At 45.0% G+C, this 26981-nt stretch carries 22 protein-coding genes; 15 read left to right on the top strand and 7 right to left on the bottom strand.

Annotated features, from left to right (window positions below):
* Positions 1–28: 28 nt before the first annotated feature.
* The 3 genes from recF to dnaA are packed head-to-tail and all read right to left on the bottom strand — an operon-like array spanning position 29 to position 3610.
* Complete coding sequence (gene recF / locus ACJHYD_RS12585) at positions 29–1102, bottom strand: DNA replication/repair protein RecF (RefSeq protein WP_000060112.1); 1074 nt, start codon at positions 1100–1102, stop codon at positions 29–31.
* On the bottom strand, positions 1102–2202 hold the full coding sequence (gene dnaN / locus ACJHYD_RS12580) for a DNA polymerase III subunit beta (RefSeq protein WP_000673464.1): 1101 nt from the start codon (positions 2200–2202) through the stop codon (positions 1102–1104). Before dnaN ends, recF begins: the two co-directional genes overlap by 1 nt.
* A gap of 4 nt (positions 2203–2206) precedes the next feature.
* Positions 2207–3610: a chromosomal replication initiator protein DnaA gene (gene dnaA / locus ACJHYD_RS12575; protein WP_000059111.1), complete on the bottom strand. Its 1404-nt coding sequence runs from the start codon at positions 3608–3610 to the stop codon at positions 2207–2209.
* A 296-nt stretch (positions 3611–3906) separates the two neighbouring features.
* Between dnaA and ACJHYD_RS12570 the strand changes: the two genes are divergently transcribed.
* The 6 genes from ACJHYD_RS12570 to mnmE all read left to right on the top strand — a co-directional run bounded on the left by ACJHYD_RS12570 (position 3907) and on the right by mnmE (position 8073).
* On the top strand, positions 3907–3987 hold the full coding sequence (locus ACJHYD_RS12570) for a hypothetical protein (protein WP_122134670.1): 81 nt from the start codon (positions 3907–3909) through the stop codon (positions 3985–3987).
* A gap of 229 nt (positions 3988–4216) precedes the next feature.
* Entirely contained in the window at positions 4217–4357 is a 141-nt protein-coding gene (gene rpmH / locus ACJHYD_RS12565) for a 50S ribosomal protein L34 (RefSeq protein WP_000831330.1), read from the top strand.
* Positions 4358–4373: 16 nt separating this feature from the next.
* Positions 4374–4733, top strand: coding sequence for a ribonuclease P protein component (gene rnpA, locus ACJHYD_RS12560; protein ID WP_000239730.1), 360 nt, complete (start codon positions 4374–4376; stop codon positions 4731–4733).
* Positions 4697–4954, top strand: coding sequence for a membrane protein insertion efficiency factor YidD (yidD, locus tag ACJHYD_RS12555; RefSeq protein WP_001307474.1), 258 nt, complete (start codon positions 4697–4699; stop codon positions 4952–4954). Before rnpA ends, yidD begins: the two co-directional genes overlap by 37 nt.
* Before the next feature lie 2 nt (positions 4955–4956).
* Complete coding sequence (yidC, locus tag ACJHYD_RS12550) at positions 4957–6603, top strand: membrane protein insertase YidC (protein WP_000378258.1); 1647 nt, start codon at positions 4957–4959, stop codon at positions 6601–6603.
* A gap of 105 nt (positions 6604–6708) precedes the next feature.
* A complete protein-coding gene (gene mnmE, locus ACJHYD_RS12545) occupies positions 6709–8073 on the top strand; it encodes a tRNA uridine-5-carboxymethylaminomethyl(34) synthesis GTPase MnmE (protein WP_001282361.1) in 1365 nt (454 codons plus the stop codon).
* Between the two features lie 148 nt (positions 8074–8221).
* Here mnmE and ACJHYD_RS12540 read toward each other — a convergent pair whose 3' ends face one another.
* On the bottom strand, positions 8222–10390 hold the full coding sequence (locus ACJHYD_RS12540) for a ShET2/EspL2 family type III secretion system effector toxin (protein WP_001551921.1): 2169 nt from the start codon (positions 10388–10390) through the stop codon (positions 8222–8224).
* A 399-nt stretch (positions 10391–10789) separates the two neighbouring features.
* Between ACJHYD_RS12540 and tnaC the strand changes: the two genes are divergently transcribed.
* The 7 genes from tnaC (at position 10790) to yieF (ending at position 17575) form a co-directional block, all read left to right on the top strand.
* The gene (gene tnaC, locus ACJHYD_RS12535) at positions 10790–10864 is read left to right on the top strand and encodes a tryptophanase leader peptide (protein ID WP_001364348.1); all 75 of its coding nucleotides are present in this window, start codon (positions 10790–10792) and stop codon (positions 10862–10864) included.
* A 220-nt stretch (positions 10865–11084) separates the two neighbouring features.
* Complete coding sequence (gene tnaA / locus ACJHYD_RS12530) at positions 11085–12500, top strand: tryptophanase (protein ID WP_001295247.1); 1416 nt, start codon at positions 11085–11087, stop codon at positions 12498–12500.
* Between the two features lie 91 nt (positions 12501–12591).
* Positions 12592–13839 carry a low affinity tryptophan permease TnaB gene (gene tnaB / locus ACJHYD_RS12525; protein ID WP_001551923.1) on the top strand — a complete coding sequence of 416 codons (1248 nt, stop codon included), beginning with the start codon at positions 12592–12594 and terminating at the stop codon, positions 13837–13839.
* Between the two features lie 132 nt (positions 13840–13971).
* On the top strand, positions 13972–15147 hold the full coding sequence (mdtL, locus tag ACJHYD_RS12520; RefSeq protein WP_000086009.1) for a multidrug efflux MFS transporter MdtL: 1176 nt from the start codon (positions 13972–13974) through the stop codon (positions 15145–15147).
* Positions 15122–16081, top strand: coding sequence for an HTH-type transcriptional regulator YidZ (gene yidZ / locus ACJHYD_RS12515; protein WP_001309861.1), 960 nt, complete (start codon positions 15122–15124; stop codon positions 16079–16081). The genes mdtL and yidZ overlap by 26 nt, the downstream gene beginning before the upstream one ends.
* A gap of 156 nt (positions 16082–16237) precedes the next feature.
* Entirely contained in the window at positions 16238–16987 is a 750-nt protein-coding gene (locus tag ACJHYD_RS12510) for a 4'-phosphopantetheinyl transferase family protein (RefSeq protein WP_001296581.1), read from the top strand.
* Positions 16988–17008: 21 nt separating this feature from the next.
* Positions 17009–17575, top strand: a complete 567-nt coding sequence (gene yieF, locus ACJHYD_RS12505) for a class I chromate reductase YieF (protein WP_001551926.1) — start codon at positions 17009–17011, stop codon at positions 17573–17575.
* A 53-nt stretch (positions 17576–17628) separates the two neighbouring features.
* Here yieF and adeP read toward each other — a convergent pair whose 3' ends face one another.
* A complete protein-coding gene (gene adeP / locus ACJHYD_RS12500; protein ID WP_001316740.1) occupies positions 17629–18966 on the bottom strand; it encodes an adenine permease AdeP in 1338 nt (445 codons plus the stop codon).
* Between the two features lie 166 nt (positions 18967–19132).
* Here adeP and yieH point away from each other — a divergent pair, with 166 nt between their 5' ends.
* Entirely contained in the window at positions 19133–19798 is a 666-nt protein-coding gene (yieH, locus tag ACJHYD_RS12495; RefSeq protein WP_001551928.1) for a 6-phosphogluconate phosphatase, read from the top strand.
* Positions 19799–19934: 136 nt separating this feature from the next.
* Here yieH and espY4 read toward each other — a convergent pair whose 3' ends face one another.
* Positions 19935–22343 (bottom strand): T3SS effector EspY4, encoded by a 2409-nt coding sequence (gene espY4 / locus ACJHYD_RS12490; RefSeq protein ID WP_001551930.1) that lies wholly within the window; start codon positions 22341–22343, stop codon positions 19935–19937.
* Between the two features lie 308 nt (positions 22344–22651).
* Between espY4 and ACJHYD_RS12485 the strand changes: the two genes are divergently transcribed.
* Positions 22652–23839, top strand: a complete 1188-nt coding sequence (locus ACJHYD_RS12485) for a pentapeptide repeat-containing protein (RefSeq protein WP_000369323.1) — start codon at positions 22652–22654, stop codon at positions 23837–23839.
* Positions 23840–24308: 469 nt separating this feature from the next.
* Here ACJHYD_RS12485 and ACJHYD_RS12480 read toward each other — a convergent pair whose 3' ends face one another.
* Entirely contained in the window at positions 24309–26807 is a 2499-nt protein-coding gene (locus ACJHYD_RS12480; protein WP_001596334.1) for a hypothetical protein, read from the bottom strand.
* Positions 26808–26981 lie beyond the last annotated feature (174 nt).

The following is a 26981-nucleotide window of genomic DNA, read 5'->3' as shown; positions in this document are numbered from 1 at the left end:
CAACGTTTCTCGCTCATTTATACTTGGGTTAATCCGTTATTTTACCCTTTTCCACGGTAAACATCTTCGAATTTTCGTCCGACATGTCTATAACGTGTTCAGCACTGATCGCGCTGACAAAGACCTGTGATTGCGTCGCTTTTAAGCGGCTGGCAAGCAGCCCGCGACGCTCATCATCAAGCTCAGAGGCAAAATCATCTATCAGGTAGAGACACCGCCGCCCGCTTTCACGGGTGAGGAACTCTCCTTGCGCCAGACGTAAGGCGCACATCAACAGCTTAAGCTGCCCACGCGATAAGGTATCTTCCACCGGCGCACCGTCGGCGCGAATGCGTAAGTCCGCTTTGTGCGGGCCATGCGCGGTGTAGGTTAGCTGGCGATCGCGTTCAAAATTACGTTCCAGCACCTCAGCGTACTCTGTCTCTTTCTCCCAGCCGCGCTGGAAAGAGAAAGTCAGAGAAAACTCAGGGAGAAATTGCTTACAGGTATCAGCCATATCGGCCGCGATACCGGCGCTATACTCCGCGCGCCAGGTGCTGATTTGCTCCGCCAGCGGGATCAGTTCTTTATCCCACGGGCGTAGCTGTTCGTAACGTGTCACCTGGCGCAGCGCCGCATTGCGCTGCTTGAGCAATCGCTTGAGATTGCTCCAGGCGGTGAAAAATCCAGGTTCGTTGTGAAAGCATCCCCAGTCGAGGAATGCTCTTCTGTATTTGGGGCCGCCGTTGAGTAAAGTAAACCCTTCTGGTGTTATCAACTGCATTGGCATCAGGTGCGCCAGTTCCGCGACCTTATGCCCGTCTGTACCGTCGATGCGGACTTTGCTGTCGCCCTGTTTGTCTTTGGTTAAGCCAATCGCTGTCTCGCGCTCTTCGCCCTGTAATCGCCCGTGGAGAACAAACGCCTCCTGCTCGTGGCGAATGACGCGACCAATCTGCAAACTGCGAAACGCCCGACCATGGCCGAGCGTATAGATGGCTTCCAGCACGCTGGTTTTGCCACTGCCGTTGGCACCTACCAGAAAGTTAAAGCCGGGAGATAAAGCGAGATCCGCGGTTTCGATATTGCGGAAATCGCGGATCAACAAGCGGGTGAGGGACATTACAGTCTCATTGGCATGACAACATAGGCAGCCGACTGTGATGCGGCATCTTCAATCTGCACGCTGGAAACCGAATCGGTCAGCATCATGCGCACGTTTTCACATTTCAGCGCGTTCAGAACATCCAGCACATAGCTGACGTTGAAGCCGATTTCCATCTCCGCACCGCTATAGGTAACGTCGAGGATCTCTTCCGCTTCTTCCTGTTCCGGGTTATTGGCGGTGATTTTCAGCTGGTTTTCGCTGACATACAGGCGCACACCGCGGAATTTCTCGTTAGAGAGAATTGCCGCGCGAGCAAACGCCTGCTTGAGGAGATCGCAGCCTGCTTCCAGATGTTTGTCTGGGTTCTTCGGCAGAACGCGTCGGTAATCCGGGAAGCGACCATCCACCAGTTTCGAGGTGAAGATAAAGTCGCCAACGTGGGCGCGAATGTTGTTGCTGCCAATCTGCACGCGCAGCGGATTGTCGCCGCCGTCGAGCATACGCATCAGTTCAATCACGCCTTTACGCGGCACGATCACCGAATGGCTTGGCAAAGATTGACCAATTGGCATGGAGCAGACCGCCAGGCGGTGGCCGTCGGTCGCCACGGTGCGCAGTTCTTCGCCTTCGGTTTCAAACAGCATACCGTTTAAGTAATAGCGAACGTCCTGATGCGCCATAGAAAACTGGGTCGCTTCAATCAGACGCTTCATCGTCGCCTGCGGCAGGGTAAATTCGACTTCGCTCTGCCAGTCATCGAGGTTCGGGAAATCCGCGGCTGGCAGGGTAGACAGCGAAAAACGGCTACGCCCGGAGCGCACCAGCATACGCTCACCTTCCAGCTGCACGGCAATTTCCGCGCCTTCAGGCAGACCACGGCAGATATCAAAGAATTTGCGCGCCGGAACGGTCGTCGCCCCTGGTTCGTGTGGCTGAACCAGCGCAACGCGTGCCACCATTTCCATCTCGAGATCAGTACCGGTCAGCGACAACGTACCGTCAGCAACCTGTAACAGCAGATTACCGAGAATCGGTAGCGTAGGACGACCACCTAACGGCCCGCTCACCTGTTGTAGCGGTTTTAATAAATGCTCACGTTCTACGGTAAATTTCATAGGTTTACGATGACAATGTTCTGATTAAATTGGAAAAATCTTCTTTGATATCGTGGCTCTCTTCACGCAGCTGCTCGATCTTACGGCAGGCATGAAGCACCGTCGTGTGGTCACGGCCACCAAACGCATCGCCAATCTCCGGCAGACTGTGGTTAGTCAGCTCTTTCGCCAGCGCCATCGCCATCTGGCGCGGACGCGCCACCGAGCGGGATCGACGCTTGGAAAGGAGATCCGCGACTTTGATCTTGTAGTACTCCGCCACCGTCTTCTGAATATTGTCGATGGTGACCAGTTTTTCCTGCAATGCCAGCAAGTCGCGCAGCGCCTCACGCACGAAGTCGATGGTGATCGCCCGTCCGGTAAAGTTGGCGTTAGCAATAACGCGGTTCAGCGCGCCTTCCAGCTCACGTACGTTAGATCGTAGACGCTTGGCGATAAAGAACGCCACTTCGCCCGGCAAACGAATGTCGTTTTCGTCGGCCTTTTTCATCAGGATCGCCACGCGGGTTTCCAGCTCTGGCGGTTCGATCGCCACAGTCAGCCCCCAGCCGAAGCGGGATTTCAAACGATCCTCAACGCCGTTGATCTCTTTCGGATAGCGATCCGAGGTGAGAATGATCTGTTGATTACCTTCCAGCAGGGCGTTGAAGGTGTGGAAAAACTCTTCCTGAGATCGTTCTTTATTAGCAAAAAACTGAATATCGTCGATCAGCAGTGCATCTACGGAACGGTAGTAGCGTTTAAACTCTTCGATCGCGTTGTTTTGCAGGGCTTTAACCATGTCCTGAACAAAGCGCTCGGAGTGCATATAAACCACTTTGGCATTCGGCTTGCGCGCCATAATGCCGTTACCCACCGCATGCAGCAGGTGAGTTTTACCCAGACCCGTGCCGCCATAAAGGAACAACGGGTTATAGGCACCGCCAGGGTTATCTGCCACCTGGCGAGCCGCCGCGCGCGCCAGTTGGTTAGATTTACCTTCAACGAAGTTATCAAACGTGTGTTTGACGTTTACGTTAGAACGATAGGTCGGTTCTGCCGGGGCCGGGACGTTATCCCAACCTGAGCGCGTAGAAGGCGCAGCACGTTGCGGCTGCGTTTGCGCCACCTGTGCAGGGGCCGCGACGTTGCTCGTCACTGCCGCTTGTGGCGTTTGCGTCACCGGTTTGGTGCCGACTTCAAAACGCAGCTGTGGGGCATCCGCTCCGCAGAAACTGGTTAGCAGTCCATTGATATTATTAAGGTACTTGTCCCGTACCCAATCGAGGACAAAACGATTTGGCGCGTACAGGGCCAGCGTGTTATCGCTCAGTTCCGCCTGCAATGGGCGTATCCACATACTGAATTCTGTGGCTGGTAACTCATCCTGCAATCGGGCAAGACACTGCTGCCAAAGCGAAAGTGACACGGCGGACTCCACTCGAACAAAAGTCGATAATGACTAAGGCTGAAACATTCATGATTGTTGACGTACGTCGAAAAGACCCTGCATGAGGGTGACGCACGAACCGCTGTCTGCGGTTATATGCCCGATCAAGATCCTGCAAAACGATCGGGACCGCGGATCATAGCCTAAACTGCGCAAGAGATCTTCTGTTTCTCACAGATTTTCCCGATTTATCCACAGGACTTTCCAGAACTCGCTAAGTGTAAACGATCCTGCCGCGAGGCGGGCACGATTTACGCCGCATATTGGAAAATTTAATGACCATAGACAAAAATTGGCTTAATCGATCTAATAAAGATCCAGGACGATCCTTGCGCTTTACCCGTCAGCCCGTATAATCCTCCACCCGGCGCGCCATGCTGGTTTTCACTGGTGTGAGGTCGTACATTTTCCCTGCGAAAAGGTGCGGAAAAGCGCGGTAAATAAGGAAAGAGAATTGACTCCGGAGTGTACAATTATTACAATCCGGCCTCTTTAATCACCCATGGCTTCGGTGTCCATCGTTTCATTTTTCGGCGGATATCCAATAAAGCCATTGAATTTATTCAAGTTTAGGTAGAAATCGCCATGAAACGCACTTTTCAACCGTCTGTACTGAAGCGCAACCGTTCTCACGGCTTCCGTGCTCGTATGGCTACTAAAAATGGTCGTCAGGTTCTGGCACGTCGTCGTGCTAAAGGCCGCGCTCGTCTGACCGTTTCTAAGTAATAAAGCTAACCCCTGAGTGGTTAAGCTCGCATTTCCCAGGGAGTTACGCTTGTTAACTCCCAGTCAATTCACATTCGTCTTCCAGCAGCCACAACGGGCTGGCACGCCGCAAATTACCATTCTCGGCCGCCTGAATTCGCTGGGGCATCCCCGTATCGGTCTTACAGTCGCCAAGAAAAACGTTCGACGCGCCCATGAACGCAATCGGATTAAACGTCTGACGCGTGAAAGCTTCCGTCTGCGCCAACATGAACTCCCGGCTATGGATTTCGTGGTGGTGGCGAAAAAAGGGGTTGCCGACCTCGATAACCGTGCTCTCTCGGAAGCGTTGGAAAAATTATGGCGCCGCCACTGTCGCCTGGCTCGCGGGTCCTGATAGCCCTCATTCGGGTCTATCAACGCCTGATTAGTCCGCTACTCGGGCCGCATTGTCGTTTCACTCCAACCTGTTCAAGCTACGGAATTGAGGCATTGCGCAGGTTTGGAGTGATAAAAGGCAGTTGGTTGACGGTGAAACGCGTATTAAAATGCCACCCTTTACACCCTGGTGGTGACGATCCCGTCCCGCCCGGACCATTTGATACCAGAGAACACTAACGATGGATTCGCAACGCAATCTTTTAGTCATCGCTTTGCTGTTCGTGTCTTTCATGATCTGGCAAGCCTGGGAGCAGGATAAAAACCCGCAACCTCAGGCCCAACAGACCACGCAGACAACGACCACCGCAGCGGGTAGCGCCGCCGACCAGGGCGTACCGGCCAGTGGCCAGGGGAAACTGATCTCGGTTAAGACCGACGTGCTTGATCTGACCATCAACACCCGTGGTGGTGATGTTGAGCAAGCTCTGCTGCCTGCTTACCCGAAAGAGCTGAACTCTACCCAGCCGTTCCAGCTGCTGGAAACTTCACCGCAGTTTATTTATCAGGCACAGAGCGGTCTGACCGGTCGTGATGGCCCGGATAATCCGGCTAACGGCCCGCGTCCGCTGTATAACGTTGAAAAAGACGCTTATGTGCTGGCTGAAGGTCAAAACGAACTGCAGGTGCCGATGACGTATACCGACGCGGCAGGCAACACGTTTACCAAAACGTTTGTCCTGAAACGTGGTGATTACGCTGTCAACGTCAACTACAACGTGCAGAACGCTGGCGAGAAACCGCTGGAGATCTCCACCTTTGGTCAGTTGAAGCAATCCATCACTCTGCCACCGCATCTCGATACCGGAAGCAGCAACTTCGCACTGCACACCTTCCGTGGCGCGGCGTACTCCACGCCTGACGAGAAGTACGAGAAATACAAGTTCGATACCATTGCCGATAACGAAAACCTGAACATCTCTTCGAAAGGTGGTTGGGTGGCAATGCTGCAACAGTATTTCGCGACGGCGTGGATCCCGCATAACGACGGTACCAATAACTTCTATACCGCTAATCTGGGTAACGGCATCGCCGCTATCGGCTACAAGTCTCAACCGGTACTGGTTCAGCCTGGTCAGACTGGCGCGATGAACAGCACCCTGTGGGTTGGCCCGGAAATCCAGGACAAAATGGCAGCTGTTGCTCCGCACCTGGATCTGACCGTTGATTACGGTTGGTTGTGGTTCATCTCTCAGCCGCTGTTCAAACTGCTGAAATGGATCCATAGCTTTGTGGGTAACTGGGGCTTCTCCATTATCATCATCACCTTTATCGTTCGTGGCATCATGTACCCGCTGACCAAAGCGCAGTACACCTCCATGGCGAAGATGCGTATGCTGCAGCCGAAGATTCAGGCAATGCGTGAGCGTCTGGGCGATGACAAACAGCGTATCAGTCAGGAAATGATGGCGCTGTACAAAGCTGAGAAGGTTAACCCGCTGGGCGGCTGCTTCCCGCTGCTGATCCAGATGCCAATCTTCCTGGCGTTGTACTACATGCTGATGGGTTCCGTTGAATTGCGTCAGGCACCGTTTGCACTGTGGATCCACGACCTGTCTGCACAGGACCCGTACTACATCCTGCCGATCCTGATGGGCGTAACGATGTTCTTCATTCAGAAGATGTCGCCGACCACCGTGACCGACCCGATGCAGCAGAAGATCATGACCTTTATGCCGGTCATCTTCACCGTGTTCTTCCTGTGGTTCCCGTCAGGTCTGGTGCTGTACTATATCGTCAGCAACCTGGTAACCATTATTCAGCAGCAGCTGATTTACCGTGGTCTGGAAAAACGTGGCCTGCATAGCCGCGAGAAGAAAAAATCCTGATTCGGTGAGTTTTCGCTAAAATAAGGGCGGTCAGTTGACCGCCTTTTTTCTTTTCGTAGGGCGGATAAGCACCGCGCATCCGCCACACAAAGCAACAGGAACATCATGAGCGATAATGACACTATCGTAGCCCAGGCCACGCCTCCGGGACGTGGCGGCGTTGGCATCCTGCGCATCTCCGGCCTCAAAGCCCGTGAAGTTGCCGAAACCGTGCTGGGTAAACTGCCTAAGCCGCGCTACGCCGATTATCTTCCGTTTAAAGACGCCGACGGCAGCGTGCTCGATCAGGGGATTGCGCTATGGTTCCCTGGCCCGAACTCGTTCACCGGCGAAGATGTGCTTGAACTGCAGGGTCATGGCGGTCCGGTGATCCTCGACCTGCTGTTAAAACGCATTCTGACCATTCCCGGCCTGCGGATTGCCCGCCCTGGTGAGTTTTCCGAACGCGCGTTTCTTAACGATAAACTCGACTTAGCCCAGGCTGAGGCGATTGCGGATCTTATCGACGCCAGCTCGGAACAGGCGGCCCGTTCGGCGCTAAACTCGCTGCAAGGCGCATTCTCCGCACGGGTCAACCATCTGGTGGAAGCCCTCACCCACTTGCGCATTTACGTCGAAGCGGCAATTGATTTCCCTGATGAAGAGATCGATTTCCTCTCCGACGGCAAAATTGAAGCCCAGCTCAATGACGTAATTGCCGATCTTGATGCAGTGCGTGCTGAAGCACGTCAGGGTAGTTTGTTGCGCGAAGGGATGAAAGTAGTGATTGCTGGACGTCCTAACGCCGGTAAATCGAGCCTGTTAAACGCGCTGGCGGGCCGTGAAGCGGCAATCGTAACCGATATCGCCGGAACCACGCGTGACGTGCTGCGTGAGCATATCCACATTGACGGAATGCCGCTGCATATCATCGATACCGCCGGACTACGTGAAGCCAGTGACGAAGTAGAACGTATTGGTATCGAGCGCGCGTGGCAGGAAATTGAACAGGCCGACCGCGTGCTGTTTATGGTCGATGGCACCACGACAGACGCCGTTGATCCGGCAGAGATCTGGCCGGAATTTATCGCCCGTCTGCCCGCGAAACTGCCGATCACCGTGGTGCGCAATAAAGCCGATATCACCGGCGAAACGCTGGGAATGAGTGAAGTGAACGGTCATGCGTTGATTCGTCTCTCGGCAAGGACTGGCGAAGGCGTGGACGTGCTGCGTAACCATCTCAAACAGAGCATGGGCTTTGACACCAACATGGAAGGCGGCTTCCTGGCGCGTCGTCGTCACCTACAGGCGCTGGAACAAGCGGCGGAGCATCTGCAACAGGGCAAAGCACAACTGTTGGGTGCATGGGCAGGTGAATTGCTGGCGGAAGAGCTGCGCCTGGCGCAGCAGAACTTAAGCGAGATCACCGGGGAGTTTACCTCTGACGACCTGCTGGGGCGGATTTTCTCCAGCTTCTGTATTGGTAAGTAAGTCGTCTAAATTGATATAAAGGGCACTGTTCCGCTCTGGGTAAACTAACTATCAGAACGGAACAGCGCTTGTTTTTTTATGAGCATCCTGCACCAAAACTGCATTTGCTACTGGCTGGAGCGACTTTAAACACCTTGCAGTCCTGTCTTTACAGAGAACGATATTGCTTTAACCTATTAAGCTCCTCTTGCGGAAAGTTAAATTCGTCTACTGCTTTCCAGAATAGTTCTTTAAGTACAGGATTGCCATTTGCCTGACTTATTACAGATTTACCTTCATTATTCTTTTCTTCCAGCTGCATCATCACATCTTTAAGGTAATTTTCATTTTCACCAACCACAATTTTGAATATTTTCAGCCAGAGTCCCATATGTATATCATCCCCGTTATTTACCACATGAGAGAATGGCTTGCCATCAAAGTCACGGGTAAACTGCTCCACAATTTCATCGAAAGTGAACCCGTGTTGCAACGCCAGGCGAATCGCCGCATTCAGATATACGTCAATGACCTGTTTACTCATTTTCTTAAAGCTTGCAATATGCAAAGAGCAGACGGCATTATTTCTGCTCAGCGACAGTAGTTCTCTCACCACATCTTTATCATTTTCATAATGGCTGGCTATCACATCAGCTGTCTCCATCCAGGCGGCAACAATCTCCGTATACCCTTTCACTATCGCAGAATATAAGCCTGATGCCTTCGTCCATTTGTCTGACTCCCCCGCCCATTCTCTTGCTGCCATCAGTTTCAATATATCTTCTTTATTTATTTCATTTTTAAACATCCGGGCTTTTATATTGGCGAGCAATATATTAACAACATTATAATTATTGGTTTTAATAGCGCTATTTAAATCATAAGTTGAGCATGTTTTTTTCCCTATATAAAAAAGCATTTCATTTTTATTTACCCCAAACTCTTTCTCAAATTCATCTATCGCCAAGAACAATACCTTGACACTTTCTTTTTTATTTTTTGATAAAGCTACAGAAATCGCGCTCACACCACGGTTATCTTTCGCAAGGAGTAGAGTTTCCAGGTCTTCCCGGCTAAAGTTAAATTTTCTGGCCAACTCTTTTAAATTTTTTATATATTCATTAATCTTATTAAGATTATCGTGTTGCAGTGACATACATAACCCATATGTTCCCCCTGGTCCTTTAGCAGCAAGAATCTCAAGAACCTTTGATACTGTCATTTCTTGGGAATTTCTTAACTTATCGAAAAAAATAACAATATTTTCATACGTCCCCATTTGCATTAATAGATATAATGCTGATGGTGATAATGGTGGTTGCAATTCATTGTCTATACCACTTAATAAATGGGCCTGCTCTCGAGGGAGATAAGGAATTATGCCTACACACTCGGAGCAAATCTCTGTTTTTACCCATTTTATATTCGCCAACTCAATATTTATAAATGATTGTAATGACCCAAAAGAATCACAGTTTTTTGCTTTATAGCGTACTGCAGTATTGGTTGCATTAGGATCATAAAAGGATACAACATATTCAGTTTCTCCGGCAGGCGTTTGTTTTATCCTCAAGCGGACGGCCATAGCATGTTTTTGAGATTTAACGATTGCCGCCATATGCGTTAACTTCTCTTTTTCCATTCTGTGAAAGAAGACAGATAATATCTCCCCGAACTTGTCACTGGCAACGACGCATGTACCTGGTGGTGGATTGTTTATTAGATTATCAAATTGCTGATCAAGTTCGTATGGAAAATGTTGCTGTATCCCTTCTGGAGTTGAATAGCATTCCTTTAATGGAACTTTACCTGTATTTTCATTCATTGAATCTATACAATACTGCAGCGAAATATGCCTGCACACGACTAAATCTTCTGGTTTTTCATTAAAATAAACCTTACAGTTATAATCTACAATATCATATTTACTATTAGCTTTTTTCTGCTCTTTAGTAAAACTCTCATCATCTGCGTTCGTATGAGGACGAATAAAAATATCTTTGAGTGATGTTGTAAGCGAGGGTGGTACGGGAATCTGTGTAGCATACTTTCCTTCAATATCCCCCACAGTTACAATCAGACTTTCAGGGTCTTGCTCAGATGTGGAGACAATAATAATAAGTCCACCACCAATTAAAACCCATGGTTCAATCTCGCTACAATTATTAAAAAAATAATTTAACGGACCCTCTTTTTCAAGTGAATAAACTGAAGGATTTTTAAGATACGCCACTATATCGTCAACGATTAATTGAGTTTTATTTTTTCCTCCATCCAACTCAGGCATGAAAGAAGGAGATTGTGCACATACACTGCCAACAGTTACGTTATCAACCATTTTCTTTCCCCTCATTCATATGAAAGTTGTAGTAATAATAAGGTTACTATTTAAAAACCAACTATCAAATTTCGCTCATTTATAGAGTTATTTGTCTTTTTACGTCATTACCCCATCAGGTCATCAACCTGGTAATGAAGTGAGTAAACCGCGACGTCAACGATGGAAACCGCTCCTTGTAATGGAACCCCTATAATCAATGCCATCACCTTCAACAATAATGATAAAAATTAAAAAATTTATCCATTCATGTGTTTTTGCTAATATTTTGCATGGGGCAGCTATCACAAACACATCCAATATCTAATTGTGATTCGATTCACATTTAAACAATTTCAGAATAGACAAATTTCTTGAGTATTATACTGTAGCCTCGTGTCTTTCGAGGATAAGTGCATTATGAATATCTTACATATATGTGTGACCTCAAAATGGTTCAATATTGACAACAAGATTGTTGATCATCGCCCTTGATTTGCCCTTCTGTAGCCATCACCAGAGCCAAACCGATTAGATTCAATGTGATCTATTTGTTTGCTATATCTTAATTTTGCCTTTTGCAAAGGCCATCTCTCGTTTATTTACTTGTTTTAGTAAATGATGGTGCTTGCATATATATCTGGCGAATTAATGGATATTGCAGATGTAATATTCACAGGGATCACTGTAATTAAAATAAATGAAGGATTATGTAATGGAAAACTTTAAACATCTCCCTGAACCGTTCCGCATCCGTGTTATTGAGCCAGTAAAACGTACCACTCGCGCTTATCGTGAAGAAGCAATTATTAAATCCGGTATGAACCCGTTCCTGCTGGATAGCGAAGATGTGTTTATCGATTTACTGACCGACAGCGGCACCGGGGCGGTGACGCAGAGTATGCAGGCCGCGATGATGCGCGGCGACGAAGCTTACAGCGGCAGCCGCAGCTACTATGCGTTAGCCGAGTCAGTAAAAAATATCTTTGGTTATCAATACACTATTCCGACTCACCAGGGCCGTGGTGCAGAACAAATCTATATTCCGGTACTGATTAAAAAACGCGAGCAGGAAAAAGGCCTGGATCGCAGCAAAATGGTGGCGTTCTCTAACTATTTCTTTGATACCACGCAGGGCCATAGCCAGATCAACGGCTGTACCGTGCGTAACGTCTATATCAAAGAAGCCTTCGATACGGGCGTGCGTTACGACTTTAAAGGCAACTTTGACCTTGAGGGATTAGAACGCGGCATTGAAGAAGTTGGCCCGAATAACGTGCCGTATATCGTTGCGACCATCACCAGTAACTCTGCAGGTGGTCAGCCGGTTTCACTGGCAAACTTAAAAGCGATGTACAGCATCGCGAAGAAATACGATATTCCGGTGGTAATGGACTCCGCACGCTTTGCTGAAAACGCCTATTTCATCAAGCAGCGTGAAGCAGAATACAAAGACTGGACCATCGAGCAGATCACCCGCGAAACCTACAAATATGCCGATATGCTGGCGATGTCCGCCAAGAAAGATGCGATGGTGCCGATGGGCGGCTTGCTGTGCATGAAAGACGACAGCTTCTTTGATGTGTACACCGAATGCAGAACCCTTTGCGTGGTACAGGAAGGCTTCCCGACATATGGCGGCCTGGAAGGCGGCGCGATGGAGCGTCTGGCGGTAGGTCTGTATGACGGCATGAATCTGGACTGGCTGGCTTATCGTATCGCGCAGGTACAGTATCTGGTCGATGGTCTGGAAGAGATTGGCGTTGTCTGCCAGCAGGCGGGCGGTCACGCGGCATTCGTTGATGCCGGTAAACTGCTGCCGCATATCCCGGCAGACCAGTTCCCGGCACAGGCGCTGGCGTGCGAGCTGTATAAAGTCGCCGGTATCCGTGCGGTAGAAATTGGTTCTTTCCTGTTAGGCCGCGATCCGAAAACCGGTAAACAACTGCCATGCCCGGCTGAACTGCTGCGTTTAACCATTCCGCGTGCAACATATACTCAAACACATATGGACTTCATTATTGAAGCCTTTAAACATGTGAAAGAGAACGCGGCGAATATTAAAGGGTTAACCTTTACCTACGAACCGAAAGTATTGCGTCACTTCACCGCAAAACTGAAAGAAGTTTAATTAAAACATTCAGAGTGGCTATAAGGATGTTAGCCACTCTCTTACCCTACATCCTCAATAACAAAAATAGCCTTCCTCTAAAGGTGGCATCATGACTGATCAAGCTGAAAAAAAGCACTCTGCATTTTGGGGTGTTATGGTTATAGCAGGTACAGTAATTGGTGGAGGTATGTTTGCTTTACCTGTTGATCTTGCCGGTGCCTGGTTTTTCTGGGGTGCCTTTATCCTTATCATTGCCTGGTTTTCAATGCTTCATTCCGGGTTGTTGTTATTAGAAGCAAATTTAAATTATCCCGTCGGCTCCAGTTTTAACACCATCACCAAAGATTTAATCGGTAACACCTGGAACATTATCAGCGGTATTACCGTTGCCTTCGTTCTCTATATCCTCACTTATGCCTATATCTCTGCTAATGGTGCGATCATTAGTGAAACGATATCAATGAATTTGGGTTATCACGCTAATCCACGTATTGTCGGGATCTGCACAGCCATTTTCGTTGCCAGCGTATTGTGGATAAGCTCGTTAGCCGCCAGTCGTATTACCTCATTGTTCCTTGGGCTGAAGATTATCTCCTTTGTAATTGTTTTTGGTTCTTTCTTCTTCCAGGTCGATTACTCCATTCTGCGCGATTCCACCAGCACCACTGCGGGTACATCTTATTTCCCGTATATCTTTATGGCTTTGCCGGTGTGTCTGGCGTCATTTGGTTTCCACGGCAATATTCCCAGCCTGATTATTTGCTATGGCAAACGCAAAGATAAGCTAATCAAAAGCGTGGTCTTCGGTTCGCTGCTGGCGCTGGTGATTTATCTCTTCTGGCTCTATTGCACGATGGGGAATATCCCACGAGAAAGCTTTAAGGCGATAATCTCCTCAGGCGGCAACGTTGATTCGCTGGTCAAATCGTTCCTCGGCACCAAACAGCACGGCATTATCGAGTTTTGCCTGCTGGTGTTCTCCAACTTAGCTGTTGCCAGTTCGTTCTTTGGTGTCACGCTGGGGTTGTTCGATTATCTGGCGGATCTGTTTAAGATTGATAACTCCCACGGCGGGCGTTTCAAAACCGTGCTGTTAACCTTCCTGCCACCTGCGTTGTTGTATCTGATCTTCCCGAACGGCTTCATTTACGGGATCGGCGGTGCCGGACTGTGTGCCACCATCTGGGCGGTCATTATCCCCGCGGTGCTGGCAATCAAAGCTCGCAAGAAGTTTCCCAATCAGATGTTCACGGTCTGGGGCGGCAATCTTATTCCGGCGATTGTCATTCTCTTTGGTATAACCGTAATTTTATGCTGGTTCGGTAACGTCTTTAACGTGTTACCTAAATTTGGCTGATCCCTTCAAGAAGCCAGCCATTTCGCTGGCTTATTGCCTGTCAGGAAATCACTTATGTCCAAATGGCAACTCGCCTGATTCTCCTTCACCACGTATGCTTTGCGTCACCTTACTATCAGGACGCTTTAGCCCATGTCCCGCTTTTTGATTTGTAGTTTTGCCCTGGTTTTACTTTATCCCGCCGGGATTGATATGTACCTCGTTGGTTTACCGCGCATCGCCGCCGATCTCAATGCCAGCGAAGCGCAGTTGCATATTGCGTTCTCCGTTTATCTGGCGGGCATGGCAGCTGCGATGTTATTTGCCGGTAAAGTGGCCGATCGTTCAGGGAGAAAGCCTGTCGCCATACCCGGCGCGGCGCTATTTATTATCGCCTCGGTGTTCTGTTCACTGGCTGAAACCAGCACGTTATTTCTTGCAGGGCGCTTTCTACAGGGGCTGGGCGCGGGCTGTTGTTACGTGGTTGCGTTCGCCATTTTACGCGACACACTGGATGATCGACGTCGGGCTAAAGTGCTGTCGTTACTCAACGGCATTACCTGCATCATTCCGGTGTTAGCGCCAGTGCTCGGACACCTGATTATGCTTAAATTCCCGTGGCAGAGTCTGTTCTGGACGATGGCAACGATGGGCATCGCGGTACTGATGTTGTCTTTGTTTATTTTAAAAGAAACGCGCCCTGCGGCCCCCACAAATTCGGACAAACCACGAGAAAATAGCGAGTCGCTGCTTAACCGGTTTTTCCTCAGCCGTGTTGTTATCACCACCCTCAGCGTTTCGGTGATCCTCACCTTCGTCAACACGTCGCCGGTATTGCTGATGGAAATCATGGGTTTTGAGCGCGGAGAATACGCCACCATTATGGCGTTGACCGCTGGCGTCAGCATGACCGTTTCATTCTCCACGCCATTTGCGCTGGGAATTTTTAAGCCACGTACGTTGATGATCACCTCGCAGGTATTATTCCTGGCGGCGGGCATCACCCTTGCCGTTTCACCTTCCCATGCGGTTTCTCTGTTTGGTATCACGCTGATTTGCGCCGGTTTCTCGGTAGGTTTTGGCGTAGCGATGAGTCAGGCGTTAGGGCCGTTTTCATTACGCGCGGGCGTAGCCAGCTCGACCTTAGGTATTGCGCAGGTTTGCGGTTCGTCACTGTGGATTTGGCTGGCAGCGGTGGTTGGTATCGGCGCATGGAATATGCTGATCGGGATTCTGATTGCCTGTAGCATAGTGAGCCTGTTGCTGATTATGTTCGTCGCGCCTGGACGCCCGGTTGCCGCTCATGAAGAAATCCATCACCACGCTTGATCTCAATCTGCTGCTCTGTCTGCAACTGCTGATGCAGGAGCGCAGCGTGACCAAAGCGGCGAAGCGGATGAACGTGACCCCTTCGGCGGTGAGTAAGTCGCTGGCAAAGTTAAGAGCGTGGTTTGACGACCCGCTCTTTGTGAACTCACCGCTGGGGCTGTCGCCCACACCGCTAATGGTCAGCATGGAGCAAAATCTGGCGGAGTGGATGCAAATGAGCAACCTGCTGCTGGATAAACCGCATCACCAGACACCGCGCGGCCTGAAGTTTGAGCTGGCGGCGGAATCGCCGCTGATGATGATCATGCTTAATGCGCTGTCGAAACGGATCTACCAACGTTACCCGCAGGCGACCATCAAATTACGTAACTGGGATTACGATTCCTTAGATGCCATTACTCGTGGTGAAGTGGATATTGGTTTTTCCGGTCGCGAAAGTCATCCCCGTTCGCGGGAGCTGTTAAGCTCGCTACCGTTAGCCATTGATTATGAAGTGCTGTTTAGTGATGTGCCCTGCGTCTGGTTACGAAAAGATCATCCGGCACTGCATGAAACGTGGAATCTGGACACCTTTTTACGTTATCCGCATATCAGCATTTGCTGGGAACAGAGCGATACCTGGGCGCTGGACAATGTGTTACAGGAGCTGGGGCGCGAACGCACGATTGCTATGAGCCTGCCGGAATTCGAGCAGTCACTGTTTATGGCAGCACAGCCCGACAATCTGCTACTGGCGACCGCACCGCGCTACTGTCAGTACTACAATCAACTCCACCAACTGCCGTTGGTTGCTCTTCCTCTCCCGTTTGACGAAAGCCAGCAAAAAAAGCTGGAAGTCCCTTTTACCCTGCTGTGGCATAAACGGAACAGCCATAATCCGAAGATCGTCTGGTTACGGGAAACCATTAAACATCTTTACGCGTCGATGGCATAACCGAATCGTATGAAACGCGACCCAATTTCACAATAAAATGTAAAAAAGTTGTAATAAGCTTGTCTGAATCGAACTTTTAGCCGCTTTAGTCTGTCCATCATTCCAGTAAATGATTACTCTTGTATTCATAATGGACCATTAAGCATGGAGCGAAAAATGGCGACTCACTTTGCCCGAGGGATTTTAACGGAAGGACATCTGATTTCTGTTCGTCTCCCCTCCCAGTGTCATCAAGAAGCCCGAAACATTCCCCCTCATCGTCAAAGCCGTTTTCTGGCGTCCAGAGGTTTACTCGCAGAACTGATGTTCATGCTGTATGGCATTGGCGAATTGCCGGAAATCGTCACCCTGCCGAAAGGTAAACCGGTTTTCAGCGATAAAAATTTGCCTTCGTTTTCTATTTCCTATGCCGGGAATATGGTTGGCGTGGCGTTAACAACCGAAGGTGAATGTGGCCTCGATATGGAACTGCAGCGTGCGACGCGCGGGTTTCATAGTCCACACGCGCCCGATAACCACACCTTTTCCAGCAATGAATCGCTATGGATCAGTAAACAAAATGATCCAAACGAAGCGCGGGCGCAGCTCATCACGCTGCGCCGAAGCGTGCTAAAACTAACCGGTGATGTTTTGAATGACGATCCGCGCGATCTGCAGCTGCTGCCCATTGCCGGACGCCTGAAATGTGCTCATGTAAATCATGTAGAAGCGTTATGCGACGCGGAGGACGTGCTGGTGTGGTCCGTGGCGGTCACGCCCACGATTGAAAAGCTCAGTGTCTGGGAGTTAGATGGCAAACACGGCTGGAAAAGCCTGCCCGATATTCACAGCCGCGCCAACAATCCTACCAGCCGGATGATGCGTTTTGCCCAGCTCTCTACCGTGAAGGCTTTTTCGCCAAATTGATAGACAACCACAGGAGTCATCATGTCTGAAAAATTGCAGGTGGTTACGTTACTGGGGAGCCTGCGCAAAGGCTCATTTAATGGCATGGTTGCACGTACCCTGCCGAAAATTGCTCCGGCGAGCATGGAAGTCAATGCGTTACCTTCCATTGCCGACATTCCCTTGTATGACGCTGACGTACAGCAGGAAGAAGGTTTTCCAGCAACGGTTGAAGCTCTGGCGGAACAGATCCGTCAGGCTGACGGTGTGGTGATCGTCACGCCGGAATATAACTACTCGGTACCGGGTGGGCTGAAAAATGCCATCGACTGGCTTTCCCGCCTGCCGGATCAACCTCTGGCCGGTAAACCGGTGTTGATTCAGACCAGCTCAATGGGCGTGATTGGCGGCGCGCGCTGTCAGTATCACCTGCGCCAGATTCTGGTTTTCCTCGATGCAATGGTGATGAACAAGCCGGAATTTATGGGCGGCGTGATTCAGAACAAAGTTGATCCGCAAACCGGAGAAGTGATTGATCAGGGTACGCTGGACCACCTGACCGGGCAATTGACTGCATTTGGTGAGTTTATTCAGCGAGTTAAGAGCTAAATAAAAAACCCGCCAGCAAACATGCATGGCGGGTTTTTAACGCGCTATCGATTTTAGTGAGCGTCGATAAACACAATCTTCAGGATAAACAGCAGCGCAACGATGATTACGCACGGGCTTAGATCACGCAGACGTCCGGTACCAATCTTCATCACGCAGTAGGAGATAAAGCCCAGCGCAATACCTTCGGTAATCGAGAAGCTGAACGGCATCATCACAGCGGTAATAAACGCCGGAACACATTCAGTAAGATCCTGCCAGTTCACGCGAGCAAGACTTGAGGTCATCAGTACGCCCACGTAGATCAGCGCGCCAGCTGCGGCATATCCCGGCACCATCCCCGCCAGCGGCGACAGGAAGATAACCAGCAGGAACAGCAGACCAACAACGACTGCCGTCAGGCCGGTACGCCCCCCAACGGAAACGCCGGAAGAAGACTCGATATACGCCGTAACAGAAGAAGTCCCGATAAACGAACCGGTCACGGAAGAGATGCTGTCGACATACAGTGCCTGCTTCATGCGCGGGAATTTACCTTTTTCATCCGCCAGTCCTGCTTTATCTGTCACGCCAATCAGCGTACCGGAGGAGTCAAACAAGTTGACCAGCATGAAAGAGAAAATCACCCCTGCCAGCCCAAGGTTAAACGACCCGGCTAAATCTACATGACCCACGACAGTCATTACGCTCGGCGGCGCAGAAACGATGCCATTGTAGTGGACATCACCCAGCATCCAGCCCAGCAGCGTCGTCACCACGATGGAAACCAGCACCGCCGCGTGAATGTTGCGTGAGGCCAGAATAGCAATGATGAAGAAGCCGAGGATCCCCAGCAGTACGCTGTGAGAAGTCAGATTACCGATGCTCACCAGCGTTTCCGGGTTAGCGACAATCACACCTGCATTCTTCAGTCCCATCATGCCAATAAACAGGCCGATACCGCTGGTAATGCCCACACGCAGACTCACCGGAATGTTGGCTATCATCCAGTAGCGAACGCGGAAAATCGTCAGTAACAGCAGACCTATCGCGCCCCAGAAGATTGCGCCCATCCCGACTTGCCACGGCAAGCCCATCGCCTGTACAACCACAAAAGCGAAGAACGCATTCAGGCCCATAGCAGGTGCCAGCGCAACTGGCAGGTTAGCAAACAGTCCCATCATAATACTGCCGAATGCAGCAATCAGACAGGTAGTAACGAAGACGGCGCTGGTATCCATGCCAGCAACGCCAAGAATTTGCGGGTTAACAAAAACGATGTAAACCATCGTCAGGAAGGTGGTAAAACCGGCGATCACTTCGGTCCGTGCCGTCGTGCCATGTTCGCGCAGTTTAAACACGCGTTCCAGCATCCCCTGGCCAGAAGCCTGGGTTGTGTGTTGTTGACTCATTATCTATTTCCGAACAAGGAGGGAAAATCCGTCGCTATCGTATACCAAAATGAGACAATATGGACGGCTGAAGATAACTTTTTTTCATTGTATTTGCTTATACGGCAACGATTGCGTGATGCGAATTGGCATGACGAAAACGTTAAACTAACGATAAAGGAAAGACATGACCCAGATAGAAGCGGTATTTTTCGACTGCGACGGTACGCTGGTCGATAGCGAGGTCATTTGCTCTCGCGCCTATGTCACGATGTTCAGGGAATTTGGCATTCACGTTGACCAGGAAGAGATTTTTACCCGTTTTAAAGGCGTAAAACTCTACGAAATCATCGACATCATCAGTAAAGAACAGGGCGTGACGATGGTCCAGGCCGATGCCGAGCACGTTTACCGCGCAGAAGTAGCACGTCTGTTTGATACCGAACTTGCGGACATCGCAGGAGCGAACGAATTGCTGGCGAGCATTAACGTGCCGATGTGCGTCGTCTCTAACGGTCCGGTCAGCAAAATGCAGCATTCGCTTGGTAAGCTCAATATGCTGCACTACTTCCCGGAAAAACTGTTCAGCGGCTACGATATTCAGCGTTGGAAGCCCGACCCGGAGTTAATGTTCCATGCGGCAAAAGCGATGAATGTGAACGTTGAAAACTGCATTCTGGTCGATGACTCCAGCGCCGGTGCGCAATCAGGAATCGATGCCGGTATGGAAGTGTTTTACTTCTGCGCTGACCCGCACAATAAGCCGATCGTTCATCCGAAAGTCACCACCTTTACCGAGCTGGGGCAGCTGCCTGCGCTCTGGAAGGCACGCAGCTGGAATATAACGCGATAATCGCCTCCTTACTTCAACGCTTACACATCAGTCACGCTGGTTTGAGATAAAGAATACCAGGTGTCTGATGAGTAAGCGTCTATTCCCTATGAATAATTTATGTCGTTATTCGTCCTGTCATCCACCCTCAGCATAGTTAAGCCTGGGTTATATTTTTTACAATATCGGGATACCGTTCGAACCAATCCAGAATATTAAGCATCGCGTTACTGATATTTTTATTCGCTTTATATTGATTCTCGCGTCTATGATTTTGAACAATAGTAAGCTTAGAACGTATCTTATTGTCAGAGTCAGCAATATCCTCATTTAATGCCTTTACTTCACCCTGTACTTCTTGACTATTCCAGTTGTCCCTTTTTTTATCAAATAAAGTCCTTTTATCATCTACTGATTTATCCCGACTTATGGTCAACTCTTTAATTTCTCGCAATAAGTCATCGTAATCTGTAATGGAAGCTCTTATTTCCTGATAGTTTTTTAATAAATCCTGCCTGTTAATTGAAAATGCACTGGATAAATATTGAAAATCGCGAGCAAACTTATTGAGCCTTGAATCGTAATCTGTCTTAAAAGATTTTATATGTTCCAGTTGGTTTGATAGCGCTTCAATTTGTTTTTTTTGAACACCTTCAAAAATGGGTGCAAGTTCCTTATAATCAAATGTTACATTTGTAGCAGATTCTTTATGAGACTCCTTTATTTGCTTTTGGACATATTCTTTTGGATTTTCAGTAAGTATTGTTCCATCTGGCGGCGGAATCATTTTATTTATTATAGATTCAACAAACTTAATTCGATCATTTTCTATCATATTGCTAATGATATTTTGTGCTTTTACCTGCATATCTTTGAAAATAAAAAACTCAATCCTACTATTATCAAAATGATATTTTCCCTCGTACGATTTATTTTCAACATAAAGTGTTGATAAAAACGACTCTAACTCTAAAAATGCGTTTTTATATTTTTCCTTAGTCTTTGACTCGGAATTATAAAAATTTATTACATCGATATTGATAGCACTTACCTTTTTTAAGAAATCAGATATTTGTTCTTTACTTATAGCTCCGTCCAGATCCATATACATGTATTTTTGCGCTGTAAGACCATCTTTTGAATAATTTGTATTTGGATCAATAGCACAGTCTTTGCACCTATCTCCACTGTAATAATAGCCTAAATTTGCCCCAATCAAATTACTATTTTTAAAGAAGACATTATTGTTCTCTGTATTTTTCTTGCTAAATGAAGAATCGGTCCCTTTCTTTATACTCTCTACGCATTTCGAAAAATTATCATCTAACTTAAGATTTCTCGATCTTCTTTCAATGTAATCAGAAAAATACTCTTTGGGGTTAAACATAGATCTATCTGAACCATCTTCACGAAGACCATCGTTTATTTTAATATGCTTCAAATTACAATTATAAAACACAGTCCCCGTATCCGGACCCCTGATTTCATCATAATTAGACTTGTTGAACGAATTTGCCAAAAAATCCATTCCATGAGCATCAAGCCCTATTATATTACAGTTATAAAAATGACTCAGAAGTATACTCGAGCCAGGACAACATCCTCCCTGGATTATACAATCCTGAACGAAAGACTGCATAAAGAGATAAGAACCTAATTTTTCTTGAATACTATCAGGTTGTGTAACGGTGTAGATTTTAGACGTCTCACATCTATAATTTTCAATTTTGCATTTAGAAATAAAACAACCTTTAAACATACCTTTTATTGGTTTTTTATTTCCTGACCCCACAGTATCATCATTAGTCTCATAAAGCTGTATGTTGTTGAATTTACAATCCTCGAAATAACAATTTTCAAAAACCGGACCTTCAAGGTTAGGGCTGTTTATCACTCCTGAAAAAACTACATTTTTAAAACTACAATATTTTAATGAATTTAAAACATCCTTAGACAACGATGATAAATTGATTGTTGTATTAATAATAGGAATTTTATTTTTAATCAGTGTCGTAAGTTTTACAGCATAATCATCAAACATAAATCTCTTCAAGGGAGAATTATCAAAATGTAAATCATCAATATAATTATCAAGCGTTAATCTCTCTGAAGAAACCTGTTTTTTTTCGTTATCATTCGAAGTAGCCCCCGTGTAGAGATTAAAGGATCTACTCACAATAACTTCATTATTTTCATTTGTGGTAAAGTCTGTCTTAGTACTAAATCGCCATTGTTGTTCTTTTTTTGCCAGAGATTTAATCTTATCGAACACCTCGGCTTTGTTATCAACTTTCGTGACAAATTCGTAAATTAAGCCTTTGACTTCTTTAATATGAGAGCCGGGAAAAAGATCGCGAACAAACTCCCACAGTGTACGTTTTTTAAATAAATCCCCTTTGCCATCAAGAATATTTTCAATATCCTTAGAGTTTACATTATATTTCTTATCATTAATACTTAAAGCAATTTTATCACAATATCCTTTATGATTAAGTCTCTCCTTATTCATTGCTTCTAAAAAAGGATTAGTATTAAAAAGAACATCTGGTTTTAATTTAGCGACCATAAATCCTCCGGCGTGCAATATTGAGTTGTTGAGTTGTTTGAAAAACAATAACTTCTATGTTGTTAATTAACTGTACTGCTAGTTAGGTTAGCAACAAGTATTACTTATATTACCGGTGAATACTGTAAAAAATAGCTCATTATTTCCATTTTAACCCAGGGTGTTTACCCTGGATTTGCAATTTTTAGTGGGTTAACGGCACATTCGACGGATTAACCGCAGCATCAGAAAATGAGCGATTTTTTATAGCCGCTTTTATTGTCGAGGTTAAAATAAAGAGATTTTATTAACTTTTATCAAGGTGATTTATGGATAATCTTATTGGCACACCACCAAACTACGTAGTTCCCCATAAGTATATAGACACGGAGCAAATGGAATATTTATGTCATCTCAATCGTTTTTCTAAATCACCTGACGATTTTTTGATAACTGGTCAGAGAGAGGACCTTTTTACATATAAATATATTTTAGATGGCTCATTTTCAAATTTACAGCATTTATTTCCCAAAGGACAACTACAGAAGATACAACAGCGATTAAGTTCTCTTATGTATAAAAACATGTTTCATTGTTTTCATGTTTTTTTATTAAAACTATGCTCAATTGAGAGTATTCCTCTCCCAAATGCCGATTACGCTTTCTTTGATGACGAAATGCCATTTACATTAACTGATGAACAGATCGAAAATATTTCTTTTTTAAACGCATATCACAAAGAAAAGAAAGGAAACAACGACATTGTTACATTTGATTTCATGAGCGCTGATCACCACCATAATTTTAGCACAACCATAGCTTTAACAAATGATAGCTTCCATATATCTTCAATAAACAACCATAACGCACAGGTTATATTCGATGAAAACATCCATTTACATCCCTATGAATTACCAGAATCATCACAATGGTGTTATCAGTTAATAAAAAACATGATTTCTTTACATTGCAGATATAATAACAATTTCAAAATAAAAAAAACCTGTTGTTTTGATTTTAAAAATAAATCTTTTTGTAATGCCAGGTTGCAATATATAACGTTTATTGCATGTTTATTTTCACATGCAAACATGAAATATTCGACATTTCATGATGTTAACCTTGATATGTGTGAGATAAAGAATTGCAATTTTGACAATTCAGAGATGAATTTCATTTCGTGCGTCGGGACAAATTTTAGCGGTTCTACATTTAACAATGTAAAAACAACAACAGCGCAACTAATTAAGACACCAACAAAGTGGACGAATAATACTCTAAAATATTGGTTCTCCAGTTGTAATAAACGTAATATCATCTTCACTTTTAATACAATATCTGATAGAAATATGAAATTAAAAGGTATCAATGATATATTACTGTCGTTGGTTGACCAAAAAGTCAATATTTATAGTGTAAGGCAAGAGCTTCTGGATTTTCTTAATAATGATTTATATAAAAATAATGGAGAGATTCTCTCTTATAAAGAATCAATAATGTTGTTTTGTGCTGTGTAGCCGAAAAATAGATGATTCAGATTAACTACCGCACTCTATGTTGTGTTTATATCCATGTCAGGTAACAGGTCATTTGTGAATCCTGACACAAGACTATGACTATCGCCCAGGGATAATCCACAACCGCTGGAAGTAGTCTCATTTCTGCAGGATAAAACCGTAGAGTGCGATTGCGATGAATAATAAATACAGGCTTATTATTCCAGTCTTTTTTATTGCGTTGGTTGATTCAAATGGCTCGGTTAGTAAAATGCACCATTCACTCGGAAAACTCAACATGTTGCACTCTTATACGCCGTCTGGAAAGGGCGTAGTAGTGATATAACCATTTAATCGTCTCCCAACATCAACGCTTACACATCAACTACACTGGTTTAATTAAAGTACACCAGATTACTGATGAGTAAGCGTCTTTTCGCATGACCTCATTATCACAGGAACGACTTGATCCGTTTATTTATATGCCATGTTATTCAGTATCAGTTTTCTTAATAGCTTTCACCATATTTTCATTTTCTTTTAGCCAACTCCTGATATTTTGAACTACATCATTAAGTGTATTTTCTTGTTGATACTCTTTCTCCAATCTCTCTGTTTCATCCTTAAGATGTAGAATCTCTTTACTTATATTTGGTATTTTTCCATCTATCACCTTTATTATCCCCTTAATCTCATTAATTCTTTCCGCATCTTTTTTATCTTTATTGTCTTTATTATTTAAGTAAAAATCCTCTTTAATTAATTGATCCTTAGTATCGACTAAATCATTTCTTTCGACAATAAGTTTGGCATATTTGTCTTTTATATCGCCATAATTTTCCTTATTATAGTCATTATTTTTCTCAATTACCCACCGTAAATATTGCTCAATGCTAGAGAATAAATCGACTTTATCATCTACATATTTTGATACTTTCCTATAATCCCTGTAATTTATTTCCGTTCTTTCCTTAAATTCATTCAATGCTAAAAAAATCTTTTGCATTTTATCAAAATTATCATCTTCATGATTATTATTATAGTCTTTGTAAATATCCCGCAAATCATTAAAATTAAAGTGGAAGTGAAATCTTGCGCTGTTTGAAATAGCAGAACGATTTATTTTTAAATAGTTACGTTCATCGTAATGTCTTTGCCAAAAGAATCCAGTATAGAGGTTATGCATGAAATTTACTTTATCAATATCTATTTCATTGGCTATATCTTTTTCTATATTGTACAAAACATTTAATATAATATACTGGATAGCTTCACCATTAAGTTGATATTTTTTGCCTTCATCATCAAGATTGAAGCTACCCAGCTTGACCAACAAAGATTGTAAATATAACAGTTCCTTTTCGTAATGACTTATCGCATCCTTGCCATAATTATTGAATTCTTCTACCCATGAATTAACTTCCATTAAATTTTCCATGAAATCTGAAATGCCATTTTCAGCTATAGCTCCTTTCATGTCCATATAAACAGGAATTCTAATCTGGCTATTCGCAGCAAGATTACCACTTAACCAAGTGGTTGAAGGATCAATAGCACAATCATCCAATTTAATTCCATTGATTGACTCGCCCAAACAAGTTTTAAGTAAATTGCAATTACTAAGTTTTAAATATTTATCTATATCATCAGCAACGTATTTATCATTTATATAACGACCGCCACTCATATTAGGGAAAAGATTAACGTAGATAAGGTTTGAAATGTGTTTATCCAGATTAAGTTTACCTCCATCCTTTTTGAAATATTCTCTGGGATCAAAATCCAGTAAATCTTTGCGAATTCCATTTCGTTTGCATGTCATATCAGATGAGCTAAAATCACACATATAAAAATGATTATCATATTTTAATTCACATCTATATTTGTGATAAAACGAAGTCCCTATGAAATCCATTTCAGCACCATTAAGCTTTGCTATTTTACAACATAACAAACTGCTTGCAATAATACTTGCATTTTTACACACTCCATTCAGAAGAGTACATTCATATACAAATGATTGCATAAACAGATATGCACCAACTTGCTTACCCACATTGGGATCTTGATTTACAGAGTATATTTTTGATGTATCTATGTTAAAATTTTTTATTTCACATCGATACAGAAAACACTCTTTAAACACGCCGTAAATAGGTATTTCATTATTTAGTTTTACTCGACACCTGGAGCTTATAAGTGACACATTCTCAAATTTACAGCCCTCAAAAAAACAATTTTCAAATACTGAACCATTAAGATTTTCGTAAGATATATTACCAGTGAATGTCACATTTTTAAAGTTACAATATTTTAAAGATGCCAGGGCTTCTTTTTCCAGTGCAGATAAATCAATTGTGATATTTTCAAAGGGGATTTTATTTTTTAAATATACGCTAAGCTTTTCATTATCATTTGGGAACTGTATTTTCAACATCCCTGATTGAAAAGCTTTCTCATCAAAATGAATATCATGCTTATAAATATCAAAACTGATTTTTTCTGAAAATAAAGAATGCATTGTCTTTTTTTCAGCATCAATATGATGATCTTGCGCATTAATATTTATTTTAAATACTCTACTAACAATAATATCTTTATTTTCATCTACAATAAATTCTGTCGTCGCATTAAAGCGCCATTGTTGATCTTGATCGGCGAGAGATTTAATTTTATTAAATATATCAGCTTTATCACCAGTTTCCGACACGAAATCTATAATGGCTTGTTTAGCCTCCTTAATATGATACATGGGAAAAAGATCGAGTATAAATTCCCAAAGACTTCGTTTAAGGAAAGATTGACTATCACCAGCTAAAATGTTTGTTATATCTTTATGAGTTACTGAATACTTACCCACATCATCAACAGACAAACCAATTTTTCCTGAATATTTTTGCGTTCTATTTTTTTCATTCAGATTTTCATCTTGCATTTTAGTCAGAGTAGCAAATTTATCTGTAACTGTACTATATGATGATATAGCCATAATCATTTCTCCTGAACACAATTTTTATTCGCCCGCTCACAATACATAACCGTTTTGTATAAAAAAGAACACTTTGGTGTTGTTTTGATACGATTATGACTAAACCACCTATGAATACTGTAAAAAATCGCTCATTTTTTATGTTCCGATATAGGGCTTTTACCCTGGTTTTTT

The sequence above is a fragment of the Escherichia sp. WS1368 genome, assembly GCF_046487485.1.
Lineage (GTDB): Bacteria > Pseudomonadota > Gammaproteobacteria > Enterobacterales > Enterobacteriaceae > Escherichia > Escherichia coli.
The sequence above is the reverse complement of the archived record's forward strand: the minus strand, read 5'-3'. Positions and strand labels throughout refer to the sequence as shown.

What these genes read in the sequence shown, in the direction of transcription:
- mnmE (WP_001282361.1), top strand. Translation starts at nt 6,709, where the DNA reads ATGAGCGATAATGACACTATCGTAGCCCAGGCCACGCCTCCGGGACGT.
- rpmH (WP_000831330.1), top strand. Translation starts at nt 4,217, where the DNA reads ATGAAACGCACTTTTCAACCGTCTGTACTGAAGCGCAACCGTTCTCAC.
- ACJHYD_RS12510 (WP_001296581.1), top strand. Translation starts at nt 16,238, where the DNA reads ATGGCGACTCACTTTGCCCGAGGGATTTTAACGGAAGGACATCTGATT.
- tnaA (WP_001295247.1), top strand. Translation starts at nt 11,085, where the DNA reads ATGGAAAACTTTAAACATCTCCCTGAACCGTTCCGCATCCGTGTTATT.
- ACJHYD_RS12485 (WP_000369323.1), top strand. Translation starts at nt 22,652, where the DNA reads ATGGATAATCTTATTGGCACACCACCAAACTACGTAGTTCCCCATAAG.
- espY4 (WP_001551930.1), bottom strand. Translation starts at nt 22,343, where the DNA reads ATGGTCGCTAAATTAAAACCAGATGTTCTTTTTAATACTAATCCTTTT.
- adeP (WP_001316740.1), bottom strand. Translation starts at nt 18,966, where the DNA reads ATGAGTCAACAACACACAACCCAGGCTTCTGGCCAGGGGATGCTGGAA.
- ACJHYD_RS12540 (WP_001551921.1), bottom strand. Translation starts at nt 10,390, where the DNA reads ATGGTTGATAACGTAACTGTTGGCAGTGTATGTGCACAATCTCCTTCT.
- yieH (WP_001551928.1), top strand. Translation starts at nt 19,133, where the DNA reads ATGACCCAGATAGAAGCGGTATTTTTCGACTGCGACGGTACGCTGGTC.
- yidZ (WP_001309861.1), top strand. Translation starts at nt 15,122, where the DNA reads ATGAAGAAATCCATCACCACGCTTGATCTCAATCTGCTGCTCTGTCTG.
- yieF (WP_001551926.1), top strand. Translation starts at nt 17,009, where the DNA reads ATGTCTGAAAAATTGCAGGTGGTTACGTTACTGGGGAGCCTGCGCAAA.
- ACJHYD_RS12480 (WP_001596334.1), bottom strand. Translation starts at nt 26,807, where the DNA reads ATGGCTATATCATCATATAGTACAGTTACAGATAAATTTGCTACTCTG.
- recF (WP_000060112.1), bottom strand. Translation starts at nt 1,102, where the DNA reads ATGTCCCTCACCCGCTTGTTGATCCGCGATTTCCGCAATATCGAAACC.
- tnaB (WP_001551923.1), top strand. Translation starts at nt 12,592, where the DNA reads ATGACTGATCAAGCTGAAAAAAAGCACTCTGCATTTTGGGGTGTTATG.
- yidD (WP_001307474.1), top strand. Translation starts at nt 4,697, where the DNA reads ATGGCGCCGCCACTGTCGCCTGGCTCGCGGGTCCTGATAGCCCTCATT.
- mdtL (WP_000086009.1), top strand. Translation starts at nt 13,972, where the DNA reads ATGTCCCGCTTTTTGATTTGTAGTTTTGCCCTGGTTTTACTTTATCCC.
- dnaN (WP_000673464.1), bottom strand. Translation starts at nt 2,202, where the DNA reads ATGAAATTTACCGTAGAACGTGAGCATTTATTAAAACCGCTACAACAG.
- yidC (WP_000378258.1), top strand. Translation starts at nt 4,957, where the DNA reads ATGGATTCGCAACGCAATCTTTTAGTCATCGCTTTGCTGTTCGTGTCT.
- ACJHYD_RS12570 (WP_122134670.1), top strand. Translation starts at nt 3,907, where the DNA reads ATGACCATAGACAAAAATTGGCTTAATCGATCTAATAAAGATCCAGGA.